The sequence below is a fragment of the Micromonospora sp. NPDC003241 genome (genome assembly GCF_053589795.1).
The window spans coordinates 126,833-139,811 of sequence record NZ_JBSFSO010000015.1; the positions used below are offsets into that span (position 1 = coordinate 126,833).

Consider the following 12,979-nt stretch of genomic DNA (forward strand, 5'->3'; position numbering starts at 1 on the left):
TCCGGGATCGAGTGGTATCCGAGCGCGACGATGACCACTCGATCCCGGATCGAGCGTGATCTTGCGGTGGAGGCGACAGCCTGGGCCTGAGCAAGGCGGTTCGCATGCCCGCTTCTGGCCGCGATCCGCGTGCCGACTCGACTCGGCAGGTGACCAGCGTGAGCAGCAGAAAGCGGTCGCTACGGTCGCAGGCTATCCTCGGTCCACCGGAAGGTCAGCGGAAGCCGCGTCCGGTGCGGTCGCCGAGGTGACCGGCGGTGACCAGTTGCTCCAGCAGTGGAGCCGGGGCGAAGCCGGGATCGCGCAGTTCCCCGTACAACCGCCGCTGCACGGCCAGCGCGACGTCCAGGCCGATCGCGTCGAGCAGTGCGAACGGTCCGGTCGGGTAGCCGCAGCCGAGCTTCATCGCGTGGTCGACGTCGTCGGTGCCGGCGTACCCAGCCTCCAGCATCCGCACCGCGTCGTTGAGGTACGGGAACAACAGCGCGTCGACGATGAAACCGGCCCGGTCGTCGCAGACCACCCCGGTCCTGCCCAGCGTGGCGCAGACCGCCCGCGCCGTGTCGACGGCCGCCACCGAGCTTCGGATCGTCCGGACGATCTCCACGACTGGGGTCGCCGCACCGGGGTGGACGAAGTGCAGGCCCACCACGTCGTCCGGACGCCCGGTCGCCATCGCCAGGTCGATCACCGGCAGCACGGAGGTGGTGGTGGTCAGCACGGTGCCCGGCTTGCAGACTGCGGCCACCTCGGCGAGGAGTGCCTTCTTGACGTCGAGGTCGTCGGCCACCGCCTCGACGACCAGGTCGACGTCGGCCAGCTCGGTCGACGCCGTCGACCAGGTGATCCGGTCGAGGGCGGCGTCGCGGTCGGCCTCGCCGAGCCGGTCCTGGGCCACGTTCTCGTCCAGTGCGGTCCGCACCGCCGCGCCGGCCGTCGCCGGGTCACCGGATTCGGGGCCGACCGCGACGACCTGGTATCCGGCGGCGGCGAAGACCGCGACGAGTCGGTGCGCTGACGCGCCCGCTCCGACCACCCCGACGGTGCGTACCGGGTCGGTGGGTGGCTCCCCCGCCGGTGCCGGCGTCTGCGCGTCGGGGACGACCTGCGACGAGCCGGGCCGCTCGTAGGTGTAGAAGCCCCGGCCGGACTTCCGCCCGAGCAGTCCGGCGGTCACCATCTGCCGCAGCAGCGGCGCCGGGGAGTGGCGGCGGTCCCGGCCGCCCCGGCGGTACATGGTGTCCAGGACCTCGTACGACGTGTCCAGCCCGATCAGGTCCATCAGGGCCAGCGGGCCCATCGGCAGTCCGGCACCGAGCTTCATCGCGACGTCGATGTCCTCGCGGGTCGCGTAGCGAGCCTCGACCATCGTGACGGCGTGGTTGAGGTAGCCGAAGAGCAGCGCGTTGGCGACGAACCCGGCGCGGTCGCCGATGGTGACGTCGACCTTGCCGAGTCGCGCGCAGAGCGCCTCCACGTCGGCCACCACGTCGTCGGCGGTGACGACCGTACGCACGACCTCGACCAGCTTCATCACCGGCGCCGGGTTGAAGAAGTGGATGCCGATGACGTGCTCGGGCCGGCCGGTGGCGACCGCGATCTCGGTGACGCTCAACGAGGAGGTGTTGGTGGCGAGGACGGCCCCGGGCTTGCAGATCCGGTCCAGGTCGGCGAAGAGCCGTCGCTTGAGGTCGAGGCGCTCGGGCACCGCCTCGATCACCAGGTCGACCGCGTGCAGGGCGTCCAGCCCAACCGCGAAGGTGACCCGGCCGTGCAGGGCGTCCCGGTCGGCGGCGGCGAGTCGGCCCTTGGCCACGGCCCGGTCGGTCGAGCGGGTCAGCGTGGCGCGGCCACGGTCCAGGGCGTCGTCGGTGATCTCGACGGCCACCACGTCGACGCCGCTGCGGGCGAAGACCTCGACGATGCCGGCACCCATGGTGCCCAGACCCACCACACCCACGCTGGTGAACTCGCGCGCCACGCCCGGCCTCCCCTTGTCCGCGGAACCGGCGACCGGACTTTAACGGTCGCTCAGGTCATGCGCGCGAGTCTGCCACGTGGCGCGGGCCTGTCCAGACGCGGTGGGGTTTGTCACCGCGCCGGGCACAGGTCGGCGTTCGGGCTCAGGTCAGCGGCCGGGCGCACAGGTCAGGAGCCGCCGGTGATGGCGCGCGTGGCGGGCGCGGCCGGCAGCGGCAGGGTCGGTCGCCGCTCCTGACGCGGCACCCCGAAGCTGAATCCCACCGGGTCGGTGCGGGCCACGCCCGGGTCGAAGAACCGCAGGTCGGTACGTCCGATCCGGATCACGTCGCCGTCGCTCAGTCGGGTCAGCTCGGTGATCCGACGTTCGTTCACCCAGGTGCCGTTGGTCGAGCCGAGGTCCACCAGGGACACTCCCTCGCCGGCCAGCCAGATCTCGGCGTGCCGACGACTCAGGTGCGGGTCGTGCACGACGATGTCGACCGCCGGGTCGCGGCCGATCACCTGCGGCTGGCGACGCAGCCGGAACCCGAGCCCACGCATGGGTCCGGCGGCCACTGTCAGCAGCGGCATCAGTTGCGGATATTCCTCCATGGACAGTCGGACCTCCACCCCGCGCGGCCACCCCCGCGTCAGCCTGCCACCACCGGGCGGCCACCTCCACCACCCGGCCAGTCATCACCGAGTAACCGGCCGGACACCTTCCGTTCGGCCCTTTCGGTGGACAGGGCGCCGGCCTCCCGGCGAAAACTGCTGCTCAGTCCGATTCAACCATCCGCCGCCCAGTGCGTTGAGCCCCGCACCACTCCCCTACCTGTGAGTAATATTCAGGTCTAGACTTCCGCCATGACGGCTGTCCACCGCCCCGGCACCCCGATGATCGAGGGCCACCACCTGATCTCGACCAATCCGGCCACCGGCGACGAGGCGGGCCGCGTACCGGTCGCCACCGTCGTGGACGTCGAGCGCACCGTCGCGAGTGCCCGCGCCGCCGGTCTGTGGTGGGCCGGACTCGGCTTCGACGGGCGACGGGAGCGTCTGCTGCGCTGGCGGCGACTGCTCGCGCAGCGGATGGAGACGCTTGCGGAGCTGGTCCACGCCGAGGGCGGCAAGCCGGTCGCCGACGCGCTGGTCGAGATCGTGTCCGCCGTCGAGCACGTCGACTGGGCCGCGAACAACGCCCGCCGGGTGCTCGGCGCCCGTCGGGTCCGCTCCCGGCTCATCCTGGCCGAGTTCTCGGCCCACCTGGAGTACCAGCCGTACGGGGTGGTCGGGGTGATCGGGCCGTGGAACTACCCGGTCTTCACCCCCATCGGCTCCGCCGCGTACGCGCTGGCCGCCGGCAACGCGGTCGTCCTCAAGCCGAGCGAGTACACCCCGGTGGTCGGCCAGTGGTTGGTCGACACGTTCGCCGAGGTGGTGCCCGAGCAGCCGGTGTTCAGCGCGGTGCACGGCCTCGCCGACGTGGGCGCGGCGCTGTGCCGGTCCGGGGTCGACAAGCTCGCCTTCACCGGCTCCACGGCGACCGCCAAGAAGGTGATGGCCGCGTGCGCCGAGTCGCTGACCCCGGTGCTGCTGGAGGCCGGCGGCAAGGACGCGATGATCGTGGACACCGACGCCGACCTGGACGCCGCCGCCGAGGCCGCCGTCTGGGGCGCGATGACCAACGCCGGGCAGACCTGCATCGGCATCGAGCGGGTCTACGCGGTGGAGCCGGTCTTCGACGCGTTCCTGGACAAGGTGGTCGAGCGTGCGGGCCGCCTCACCGTGGGCCCGGACGACGCCGACGTCGGCCCGATCACCATGCCCAGCCAGCTCGACGTCATCCGGCGGCACATCGACGACGCGCTGACCCGGGGCGGGCGCGCCGCCCTGGGCGGACGGGACGCGGTACGGCCGCCGTACGCGCACCCGACCGTGCTGGTGGACGTGCCGGAGGACTCCACCGCCGTACGCGAGGAGACCTTCGGCCCGACGCTGACCGTGAACCGGGTCCGGGACGCGGACGAGGCGCTCGCCCGGGCCAACGCCCTGCCCTACGGTCTGGGCGGTTCGGTCTTCGGGCGGCGTCGGGCGGTGGCGATCGCCCGCCGGCTGCGCTCCGGCATGGCGTCGATCAACTCGGCGCTCACCTTCGCCGGCATGTCCACGCTGCCGTTCGGCGGGGTCGGCGAGTCGGGGTTCGGCCGCATCCACGGCGAGGACGGGCTGCGCGAGTTCGGGCGGGCCAAGGCGGTGACCCGTCGCCGGGGCCGGACCCTGCTCCCCTCGACCACGTTCGACCGCACCCCCGCTGACGTGGCCCGTCTCGTCAAAGCGGTCAAGATGCTCTACGGCAGGTGAGCGCGGGGTCCGGAACCCGCCACTGTCGGAAAGCCGATCATCGTCAGCTTCGATACGGGACAGAGGTTTAGCCTCGGTAGCCGCGACGGTACATTCCGTTAAATGCGCCCCCATCGATTGCGATTCCATCTCGTGGACAAGGACGGCTCATGGGCCGCGCGGCAACGCCAGCGCCGCGCCGAATGGCTGGTCCGGACGTTTCCCCGACTGTCCGAGATGCACGTGATCGACCTTGGTGGACGCCTCGGCACGTGGACCCGTGCGGCCGTCCGGCCGGCCCGCGTACACGTGGTCAATCTGGAGCGACCCGCCGTCGACGTGCCCGAGTGGGCCGAGGTCGACCAGGCAGACGCCTGCGACCTGCCGGCCCACATCACCGGGCGCCGCTACGACCTGGTCTTCTCCAACTCGGTGCTGGAACACGTGGGTGGGCACGAGCGCCGGCTGCGGTTCGCCGAGGCGGTGCACACGCTGGCCGAGCGGCACTGGGTGCAGACGCCGTACCGCTACTTCCCGATCGAGCCGCACTGGATCGCGCCGGGCATGCAGTTCCTGCCGGTACGTCTGCGCACCGCGGTCGCCCGGCGGTGGCCGCTCGGGCACAAGGCCACCCACACCCACGACGCGGCCATCCACCAGGTGCTCTGGACCGAGTTGCTGGACCGGTCCCAGATGCGGCACTACTTCCCGCAGTCCCGCATCCTGGTGGAACGGGTCGGCGGCCTGCCCAAGTCGCTGATCGCGGTCCGGACCACGATCCCCCGCCAACGCACCACCTGACCGCGCGGACACACCGCAGGACCGGCGGCGGCCCCGGGAGTTCCGGGCCGACCGTCAGAAGAGGGTCAGTTCGTCGCGCTCGATGCCGCGCAGCCGGTCGTAGTCGACGACCACGCACCGGATGCCGCGATCCCGGGCGAGCACCCGGGCCTGCGGCTTGATCTCCTGCGCGGCGAAGACGCCGGCCACCGGGGCGAGCAGCGGATCACGGTTGAGCAGTTCGAGGTAGCGGGTGAGCTGCTCGACGCCGTCGATCTCGCCCCGGCGCTTCACCTCGACCGCGACCGTGCCCTGCTCGGCGTCGCGGCAGAGCAGGTCGACCGGCCCGATGGCGGTCATGTACTCGCGGCGGACCAGCGTGTACCCCTCGCCCAGCGTCTCCGGGTTGGCGGCCAGCAACTCCTGCAGGTGCGCCTCCACCCCGTCCTTGCGCAGGCCCGGATCGACACCGAGTTCGTACGAGGTGTCCTGGAAGATCTCCTCCAGGGTGATCCGCAGCTCCTCGCCGGCCTTGTTGACCACCCGCCACACCCCGGGCGCCTCCTCCAGCCGACAGGGCGGGCTCATCCAGTTCAACGGCTTGTAGGCCCGGTCGTCGGCGTGGATGGACACCGAGCCGTCCGCCTTCACCATCAGCAGCCGGGTGGCCGGCGGCAGGTGGGCCGAGAGGCGTCCGACATAGTCCACCGAGCATTTCGCAATCACCAACCGCACCCGACGAGGGTAGCGGAGACCCCGGGCATCGCCGCCGAGCGGCACTGGCGCGCCGGTGCCATGCTGAGATGGTGCTCGAAGTACTGACCGGTACCGGCCTCGCCGCCTCGGCGGGGCTCAACGCCTACATCCCGCTGCTGCTGATGGGCACGCTGGCCCGTTTCACCAGCGTCATCGACCTGCCCGGCGGCTGGCAGTGGCTCGGCAACGACTGGGTGCTGGGCATCCTCGCGGTGCTGCTCGTCGTCGAGGTCGTCGCGGACAAGGTCCCGGTGGTGGACCACGTCAACGACGTGGTGCAGACGGTGGTCCGCCCGACCGCCGGTGGGCTGGCCTTCGGTGCCGGCTCCGCCTCGGAGACCGTGACGGTCAGCGACCCGGACAGCTTCTTCGCCGACGGCGGCCAGTGGTTGCCGGTGATCGTCGGTGTGTTGATCGCGCTCGGCGTACACCTGCTCAAGTCCGCCGCGCGGCCGGTCATCAACGCGACCACGGCCGGTTTCGGCGCCCCGGTCGCGAGCACCGCCGAGGACGCGACCAGCGTGGTGATGTCCCTGGTGGCGATCGTGCTGCCGGTGCTGGTGCTGGTGTTCCTGGTCGCGTTCGCGTTCTATCTGCCGTGGTTCCTGCGCCGACGCGCGGACCGACGCCGCGAGCGCCAGGCTGCCCGGGACGCCGGCTTCCGGGTCTGATCCCCAGGTACGCGGGACCGACCGGTTGCGTAGTGGATCTACGCTGCCCTGCATGACGTACCACCCGCCTCCGGTCCCGCCCCGCAACAACCGCCCGCTGAGGATCGTGCTCGTCGTGGTGGGGGTGGTCGTCGCCCTCTGCTGCCTGGGTGGTGCGGTCGGCGGCTGGTTCCTCTACCAGACCGTGCAGGACGCGGTCGGCCCGGCCCGCAGCACCACCGGCGAGTATCTGGACGCCCTCCGGGACGGCGACCACCAGCGCGCCTACGACCGTCTCTGCCAGCGGCAACGCGACCAGGTCACGGCGGACGAGTTCGCCCTGCAACGGCAGGCGATGCCGAAACTGGTGGAGTACGACATCACCGGGATGCGGGTCTCCACCAACAACGGCCGGACCACCGGCACCGCCTCGGTACGCCTGGAGACGGCCAACGGCGAGACGAACGAGTCGATCAGCCTGCTCCGCGAGGACGGCGAGTGGCGAGTCTGCCCCTGACTATCGGCGAACCGGTCCTGACGAACCCTCCGAAAGCCTAAAATTAGGGCAAATTCAACGGAGGAGGTTGGGTCATGACCGCAGCGATGGAGATGCCCCGGGTCCAGGAGTGTGTGGTGTCCGCCTGCGCGTACAACCACACCGGCGACTGCAACGCCTTCGCCATCACGATCGGCAGCATGGACCACGCACACTGCCACACCTTCATCGAGATGCCGGCCGTACGCGCCGGAATCGACGGCCAGGTGGCCCAGGTGGGCGCGTGCCAGCGGGCCGACTGTCGGCACAACGCGCAACTGGAGTGCCAGGCCCCGGCGATCAAGGTCGGCCCCGACGCCGACATGGCCGACTGCATGACGTACAGCCACCGCTGATCCACCGCCCCGGGTGGCGTCCGCCGGGCGGACGGACCCGGGATTGTGCAGAACCGCACAGCACGACGACGGTGACGCCCGGGTCCGACACGCCCGTGACGGGGAGGAACCACCACCCCCGGTGCGGACGGCGGACCCGGGCGGGCCGCACACTTGACGGCATGAGTGACGACGTCGCGATCCACGTCCGGGGCCTGCGCAAGGCGTACGGCGACAACGTCGCCGTGGCCGATCTGGACCTCGACGTCCACCGGGGCGAGGTGTTCGCCCTCCTGGGCCCGAACGGCGCTGGCAAGACCACCACGGTGGAGATCCTGGAGGGCTACCGGCAGCGCGACGCCGGTGAGGTCCGCGTACTGGACACCGACCCCTCCTTCGCCCACGGCTCCCGGTCGGGCGGCACCCGCACACCGGGCCGCTCGGGCCGTTCAGGCCGCTCGGTGCGCGACTGGCGTGGTCGGGTCGGCATCGTGCTCCAGGGCACCGGCGAGTTCGACGAGCTGACCGTGGCCGAGGTGGTGCACCACTTCGCCGGCTTCTACCCCGACGGCGACGACCCGGACAAGGTGATCGCCCGGGTCGGACTCACCGCCAAGGCCACCGCCCGTACGCACACCCTCTCCGGCGGGCAGAAGCGCCGCCTGGACGTGGCGCTGGGCATCATCGGCCGCCCCGAACTGCTCTTCCTCGACGAACCGACCACCGGTTTCGACCCGGAGGCCCGCCGCGAGTTCTGGGAGCTGATCCGGGACCTCTCCGCAGCCGGCACCACCATCGTGCTCACCACGCACTACCTGGACGAGGCCGAGGCGCTCGCCGACCGGGTGGGCGTCATCGCCGGTGGCCGGCTGGTCGAGGTCGCCGTACCCGCCGAACTGGGCAACCGGCAGGAGGCGCTGGCCACGGTCTCCTGGCGTACGCCGGAGGGCACGTCGGAGAGCGCGCAGAGCGCGACGCCGACGGCGCTGGTGACCGAGCTGGCCGCGCGGTTCGGTGGCGAGGTGCCCGGCCTGACCGTCACCCGGCCCACGCTGGAGGACATCTACCTGCGGATGATCGGACACTGATGACCACCACCACCCGACCGGACGCCCCGGTCGCCGCCCCCGCCACCCGCCGTCTCGGCCCCTCCGCGCTCGCCCTGCGCCAGGGCCGCATGGAGATCCGGCAGTTCCTGCGCAGCCGGGAGTCCGTCGTCTTCACGCTGGGCTTCCCGATCATCATGGTGCTGATCTTCGCGTCGATCTTCGACGGCGACCTCGGCGAGGGCGTCAGCTACACGCAGTACTTCATCACCGGCATGATCGCCACCGGCCTGATGACGGTCAGCTTCCAGAACCTCGGCATCTGGATTCCGATCGAGCGGGACCGGGGCGTGCTCAAACGCTACCGGGGCACGCCGATGCCGAAGTGGGTCTGGTTCGCCGGCAAGGTGATCATGGTGCTGGTGACCGGCGCGGTGATGACCGCCCTGCTGCTCACGGTCTCGGTGCTGCTGTTCGACCTGACCCTGCCGACGACCGCGACGGCCTGGATCACCTTCGGCTGGGTCAGTGCGCTCGGCATCACCGCCTGCACCCTCTGCGGCATCGCGATCTCGTCCCTGGCCCGTACGGCGCGCAGCGGCTCGGCCGTGGTCACCCCGGTCGCCCTGGTGCTCCAGTTCATCTCCGGGGTGTTCTTCGTCTTCACCAACCTGCCGAGCTGGATGCAGCAGGTGGCGGCCATCTTCCCGCTCAAGTGGATGTGCCAGGGGCTGCGGGCGGTCTTCCTGCCGGAGAGCTTCGGCGCCAACGAGCCGGGCGGCTCGTTCGAGCTGACCCGGGTCGCGCTGGTGCTGGGCGCCTGGTGCGTGATCGGCCTGGTGCTCTGCCTGACCACCTTCCGCTGGACCACCCGCCGCGACGGCTGAGGTGCAAGGAAGGGCACCTTATTAACGCCTGCGGTAGAGCAGGGGTCCCCTGCTAACAGCCCGACGCCACTCGACGGGCGACGCCGTTAAAAGGGGTCCCCTGCTATGCACGAGGCGTTAGCAGGGGACCCCTCCTTTCAATCGGTCAGTACGAGTAGAAGCCCTGGCCGGTCTTGCGGCCCAGGTCGCCGGCGGTGGCCATGCGCTGGAGCAGCTCCGGCGGGAAGAACTTCTCGTCACCGGTGTCGGTGTAGATGTTGCGGGTGGCGTTGAGCAGCACGTCGACGCCGGTCAGGTCGACGGTGGCGAGCGGACCCATGGCGTGCCCGAAGCCGAGCTTGCAGGCGGTGTCCAGGTCCTCGGCGGAGATCACGCCGGTCTCGACCAGCCGGACCGCCTCCATCGCCAGGGCGGTGATCAGCCGGGTGGTGACGAAGCCGGCGATGTCCCGGTTGACCACCACCACGGTCTTGCCGATCTCCTCGGCGAACGACTTCGCCGTGTCGAGCGTGGCGTCGGTGGTCTTGTAGCCCCGGATCAGCTCGCAGAGCTTCATCATCGGCACCGGCGAGAAGAAGTGGGTGCCGACGACCGCCTCGGGCCGCTCGGTGACCGCCGCGATCTGGGTGACCGGGATGGCCGAGGTGTTGGTGGCCAGCACCGCGTCGGACTTGCAGATCTTGTCCAGCGCGCGGAACACCTCGTGCTTGATCTCCAGCCGCTCGAAGACGGCCTCGACCACGATGTCCGCGTCGGCCGTCGCCTCCAGGTCGGTGGTGGCCGTGATCCGCTCCAGCGCCGCCTCGGCGTCGTCGGTGGAGATCTTGCCCTTCTCCGCGAACTTGCCCAGCGACGTACGGATGCCGTCCAGACCGCGCCGGGTGGCCGCGTCGTCCAGGTCCCGCAGCACCACCTGCCAGCCCGCCTGTGCCGCCACCTGTGCGATGCCCGAGCCCATCAGCCCGGCGCCCACGACCGCGAGTCGACCCGCCATCTGATACTCCCTCGCTGCGATTTCGAGTGTCTGCCTGCACCCTAGTCGGCGAGCCTGAACGACGGCTAAGGAGGGAGAGCCGCTGCTCAGATGGTGAGTTCGGGTTCCTTCGGCGCGGTGGCGCGCTCCACCTCGATGCCGAGCGCCCGCAGGTCGGCCACGAAGTCGGGGTATCCCCGGTCGACGTGGTGCACGTGCGACACCTCGGTCACCCCGTCGGCGCAGAGCCCGGCGATGATCAGTCCGGCGCCGGCACGGATGTCGGTGGCGCGTACCGGTGCGCCGGAGAGCTGGTCGCGCCCGCGTACCACGGCGTGGTGCCCGTCGGTCTTGATGTCCGCGCCCAGCCGCATCATCTCGTTGGCGAACATGAACCGGCCGTCGAAGATGTTCTCGGTGATCAGGGACGCGCCCTCGCTGAGCGCGGCGAGCCCGATCGCCATCGGCAACAGGTCGGTGGCGAAGCCTGGGTAGGGCAACGTCACCACGTCCACCGCCCGGGGACGGTCGTCCATGCGTACCCGGAAGGCGTCCGGCCGCGTCTCCACCAGGCCGCCGGCCGCGACCACCTTGTCCAGCGCGACCTCCAGGAAGGCCGGGTCGAGACCGGTCACGGTCACGTCGCCACGGGTCATCGCCGCGCCGAACGCCCAGGTCCCGGCGACGATCCGGTCACCCACCGTGGCATGGCGGACCGGCTGCAACCGGGGTACGCCGACGATGGTGATCGTGGAGGTCCCCTCCCCCTCGATCAGCGCGCCCATCCGCTGGAGCATGGTGCAGATGTCCACGATCTCCGGCTCGCGGGCGGCGTTCTCGATCACGGTGGTGCCCTCGGCCAGCACCGCCGCCATGACCAGGTTCTCGGTCGCGCCGACGCTCGGGAAGTCCAGCGTGATCTCCGCGCCCCGCAGACCGTCCGGCGCGGAGGCGATCACGAAACCGTGCTCACCGGAGATGTCGGCGCCCATCCGGGTCAGCCCGGAGATGTGCATGTCCAGACCGCGCGAGCCGATCGCGTCGCCGCCCGGGTGGGCCACCCGGACGTAGCCGCGCCGGGCCAGCAGCGGCCCGAGTACGCAGATCGAGGCCCGCAGCCGACGGACCAGGTCGTAGTCGGCCTCGACGCCGGGTTGTTCCGGCACGTCGATGGTGACCGAGCGGGACCGGGGCACCCCGCCGACGGCGACCATCGGGTCCACCGGCTCGTCGGCGTCGAAGCGGACGCCGCAGCCGAGTCGGCGCAGCACCTCGCCCATGATGGCGATGTCGGTGATCCGGGGCACGTTGGTGATCACCGTCCGACCCGGCGCCAGCAGCGCGGCGGCCATCAGCTTCAACGCGGAGTTCTTCGCGCCGACCACGTGCACGGTGCCGGCGAGCCGGGCGCCGCCGCGTACCCGGATGACGTCGACGTCGGCGACCGCCGCGTCACCCGCGTCACCTGGGCCGACCCCGCTGGACCAGCCCGTACCGGCCGTCGGCCGGGTCGGGATCGTCAGGTCCGGTATCCGTAGGCTGTGCGTCATGGCCGTCCACCTCACGCGCATCTACACCAAGGCCGGCGACGCCGGCATGACCAGGCTGAGCAACAACGAGCAGGTGCCGAAGAACGATCCACGGATCGCCGCGTACGCCGACGTGGACGAGTGCAACGCCACGATCGGTGTGGCGCTCGCCCTGGGTGGGCTCGACGACGGGTTGCGGGCGGTGCTGGGGTCGATCCAGAACGACATGTTCGACGTGGGGGCGGACCTCTCCACCCCGGTCGAGCCGGACCCGAAGTACCCGCCGCTGCGGGTGACCGAGGAGTACGTCGAGCGCCTTGAGGGCTGGTGCGACGAGTACAACGGGCGCCTGAGCAAGCTCGACTCCTTCATCCTCCCCGGCGGCACCGCGGGTGCGGCACTGCTGCACGCGGCGCGGACCGTCGCTCGGCGCGCCGAGCGGTCGGCATGGGCCCTCGTCGCACACGACCCCGACCGGACCAGCCATCTCCCGGCAAAGTATCTCAACCGGTTGTCGGATCTACTCTTTATTCTGGCAAGAACGGCAAATCCGGACGGAGACGTGCTATGGGTTCCGGGCGGAGGTCGTTGACGCTCGGAGCACTGCACCACGTGGAGGTCTGGGTACCCGACCTGGGCGTCTCGATGCGCAGTTGGGGCTGGCTCCTCGGCCAGTTGGGTTGGACCCCTTTCCAGGAGTGGCCGGCCGGTCGGTCCTGGCGGCTCGGCCCGACGTACCTGGTGTTCGAGGAGTCCCCCGCGCTCTCCGGGCGGCGGCACGACCGGCTCGCGCCCGGTCTGAACCACCTGGCCTTCCACGCCGGCTCACCGGCCGCCGTCGACCGCCTGGTCGCCACGGCCCCCGAGTACGGCTGGACGCTGCTGTTCCCCGACCGCCACCCGCACGCCGGCGGCCCCGACACCTACGCCGCCTACCTGACCAACGGCCAGGGCTACGAGGTAGAACTAGTCGCAAGCCCCCCGGACCGATAGCGCCACGAGGTCACGCAAAGGGAGCTTGTAGGCCGTGACAGGGCCGCAAACGGCGACCAGCCGCCACGCTGACCGAGAACCCCCCGCTGGGCAGCACACCGAAGCCGCTACAAACGCTCCGGCCTGCCGAACGTCAGGTTTCCGGGGGAGCCCACCCGCGCAGGGATCAAGCCTGACCGCCCGGAGCGGGTGG

At 70.9% G+C, this 12,979-nt stretch carries 14 protein-coding genes; 9 read left to right on the forward strand and 5 right to left on the reverse strand.

The window, feature by feature from the left end; translation table 11 throughout:
- Positions 1 to 214 precede the first annotated feature (214 nt).
- Positions 215 to 1,936 carry a 3-hydroxyacyl-CoA dehydrogenase family protein gene (locus tag ACWDVW_RS15170; RefSeq protein WP_449948690.1) on the reverse strand — a complete coding sequence of 574 codons (1,722 nt, stop codon included), beginning with the start codon at positions 1,934 to 1,936 and terminating at the stop codon, positions 215 to 217.
- Positions 1,937 to 2,148: 212 nt separating this feature from the next.
- Complete coding sequence (locus ACWDVW_RS15175; protein WP_449948635.1) at positions 2,149 to 2,553, reverse strand: FHA domain-containing protein; 405 nt, start codon at positions 2,551 to 2,553, stop codon at positions 2,149 to 2,151.
- A 273-nt stretch (positions 2,554 to 2,826) separates the two neighbouring features.
- On the opposite strand from ACWDVW_RS15175, the gene ACWDVW_RS15180 reads away from it, so the two are divergent.
- Complete coding sequence (locus ACWDVW_RS15180) at positions 2,827 to 4,323, forward strand: aldehyde dehydrogenase family protein (protein WP_449948638.1); 1,497 nt, start codon at positions 2,827 to 2,829, stop codon at positions 4,321 to 4,323.
- Between the two features lie 102 nt (positions 4,324 to 4,425).
- Complete coding sequence (locus tag ACWDVW_RS15185; RefSeq protein WP_449948641.1) at positions 4,426 to 5,103, forward strand: methyltransferase domain-containing protein; 678 nt, start codon at positions 4,426 to 4,428, stop codon at positions 5,101 to 5,103.
- Positions 5,104 to 5,157: 54 nt separating this feature from the next.
- On the opposite strand, the gene nucS is transcribed toward ACWDVW_RS15185, so the two are convergent.
- A complete protein-coding gene (nucS, locus tag ACWDVW_RS15190; protein WP_350692403.1) occupies positions 5,158 to 5,817 on the reverse strand; it encodes an endonuclease NucS in 660 nt (219 codons plus the stop codon).
- 71 nt (positions 5,818 to 5,888) lie between these two features.
- On the opposite strand from nucS, the gene ACWDVW_RS15195 reads away from it, so the two are divergent.
- From ACWDVW_RS15195 to ACWDVW_RS15215, 5 genes are all read left to right on the forward strand, one after another.
- A complete protein-coding gene (locus ACWDVW_RS15195) occupies positions 5,889 to 6,509 on the forward strand; it encodes a DUF4126 domain-containing protein (protein ID WP_350693139.1) in 621 nt (206 codons plus the stop codon).
- Positions 6,510 to 6,561: 52 nt separating this feature from the next.
- Positions 6,562 to 7,005: an Rv0361 family membrane protein gene (locus ACWDVW_RS15200; protein ID WP_449948644.1), complete on the forward strand. Its 444-nt coding sequence runs from the start codon at positions 6,562 to 6,564 to the stop codon at positions 7,003 to 7,005.
- 74 nt (positions 7,006 to 7,079) lie between these two features.
- Positions 7,080 to 7,379 carry a DUF1540 domain-containing protein gene (locus ACWDVW_RS15205; RefSeq protein ID WP_449948646.1) on the forward strand — a complete coding sequence of 100 codons (300 nt, stop codon included), beginning with the start codon at positions 7,080 to 7,082 and terminating at the stop codon, positions 7,377 to 7,379.
- A gap of 161 nt (positions 7,380 to 7,540) precedes the next feature.
- Positions 7,541 to 8,446, forward strand: a complete 906-nt coding sequence (locus tag ACWDVW_RS15210; protein WP_449948649.1) for an ABC transporter ATP-binding protein — start codon at positions 7,541 to 7,543, stop codon at positions 8,444 to 8,446.
- Positions 8,446 to 9,291 (forward strand): ABC transporter permease, encoded by an 846-nt coding sequence (locus ACWDVW_RS15215; protein WP_449948651.1) that lies wholly within the window; start codon positions 8,446 to 8,448, stop codon positions 9,289 to 9,291. The genes ACWDVW_RS15210 and ACWDVW_RS15215 overlap by 1 nt, the downstream gene beginning before the upstream one ends.
- Positions 9,292 to 9,436: 145 nt before the next feature.
- Here the strand turns inward: ACWDVW_RS15215 and ACWDVW_RS15220 are convergent, their stop codons facing one another.
- On the reverse strand, positions 9,437 to 10,285 hold the full coding sequence (locus ACWDVW_RS15220; RefSeq protein ID WP_449948654.1) for a 3-hydroxyacyl-CoA dehydrogenase family protein: 849 nt from the start codon (positions 10,283 to 10,285) through the stop codon (positions 9,437 to 9,439).
- Positions 10,286 to 10,371: 86 nt separating this feature from the next.
- Complete coding sequence (murA, locus tag ACWDVW_RS15225; protein WP_449948656.1) at positions 10,372 to 11,814, reverse strand: UDP-N-acetylglucosamine 1-carboxyvinyltransferase; 1,443 nt, start codon at positions 11,812 to 11,814, stop codon at positions 10,372 to 10,374.
- Here murA and ACWDVW_RS15230 point away from each other — a divergent pair.
- Complete coding sequence (locus tag ACWDVW_RS15230) at positions 11,813 to 12,385, forward strand: cob(I)yrinic acid a,c-diamide adenosyltransferase (RefSeq protein WP_449948659.1); 573 nt, start codon at positions 11,813 to 11,815, stop codon at positions 12,383 to 12,385. The two genes, murA and ACWDVW_RS15230, sit on opposite strands and share 2 nt — an antisense overlap.
- Positions 12,361 to 12,786 carry a VOC family protein gene (locus tag ACWDVW_RS15235; protein WP_449948662.1) on the forward strand — a complete coding sequence of 142 codons (426 nt, stop codon included), beginning with the start codon at positions 12,361 to 12,363 and terminating at the stop codon, positions 12,784 to 12,786. Before ACWDVW_RS15230 ends, ACWDVW_RS15235 begins: the two co-directional genes overlap by 25 nt.
- Positions 12,787 to 12,979: the final 193 nt, after the last annotated feature.

What these genes read in the sequence shown, in the direction of transcription:
- ACWDVW_RS15170 (WP_449948690.1), bottom strand. Translation starts at nt 1,936, where the DNA reads ATGGGTGCCGGCATCGTCGAGGTCTTCGCCCGCAGCGGCGTCGACGTG.
- ACWDVW_RS15175 (WP_449948635.1), bottom strand. Translation starts at nt 2,553, where the DNA reads ATGCCGCTGCTGACAGTGGCCGCCGGACCCATGCGTGGGCTCGGGTTC.
- ACWDVW_RS15180 (WP_449948638.1), top strand. Translation starts at nt 2,827, where the DNA reads ATGACGGCTGTCCACCGCCCCGGCACCCCGATGATCGAGGGCCACCAC.
- ACWDVW_RS15185 (WP_449948641.1), top strand. Translation starts at nt 4,426, where the DNA reads ATGCGCCCCCATCGATTGCGATTCCATCTCGTGGACAAGGACGGCTCA.
- ACWDVW_RS15200 (WP_449948644.1), top strand. Translation starts at nt 6,562, where the DNA reads ATGACGTACCACCCGCCTCCGGTCCCGCCCCGCAACAACCGCCCGCTG.
- ACWDVW_RS15205 (WP_449948646.1), top strand. Translation starts at nt 7,080, where the DNA reads ATGACCGCAGCGATGGAGATGCCCCGGGTCCAGGAGTGTGTGGTGTCC.
- ACWDVW_RS15210 (WP_449948649.1), top strand. Translation starts at nt 7,541, where the DNA reads ATGAGTGACGACGTCGCGATCCACGTCCGGGGCCTGCGCAAGGCGTAC.
- ACWDVW_RS15215 (WP_449948651.1), top strand. Translation starts at nt 8,446, where the DNA reads ATGACCACCACCACCCGACCGGACGCCCCGGTCGCCGCCCCCGCCACC.
- ACWDVW_RS15220 (WP_449948654.1), bottom strand. Translation starts at nt 10,285, where the DNA reads ATGGCGGGTCGACTCGCGGTCGTGGGCGCCGGGCTGATGGGCTCGGGC.
- ACWDVW_RS15230 (WP_449948659.1), top strand. Translation starts at nt 11,813, where the DNA reads ATGGCCGTCCACCTCACGCGCATCTACACCAAGGCCGGCGACGCCGGC.
- murA (WP_449948656.1), bottom strand. Translation starts at nt 11,814, where the DNA reads ATGACGCACAGCCTACGGATACCGGACCTGACGATCCCGACCCGGCCG.
- ACWDVW_RS15235 (WP_449948662.1), top strand. Translation starts at nt 12,361, where the DNA reads ATGGGTTCCGGGCGGAGGTCGTTGACGCTCGGAGCACTGCACCACGTG.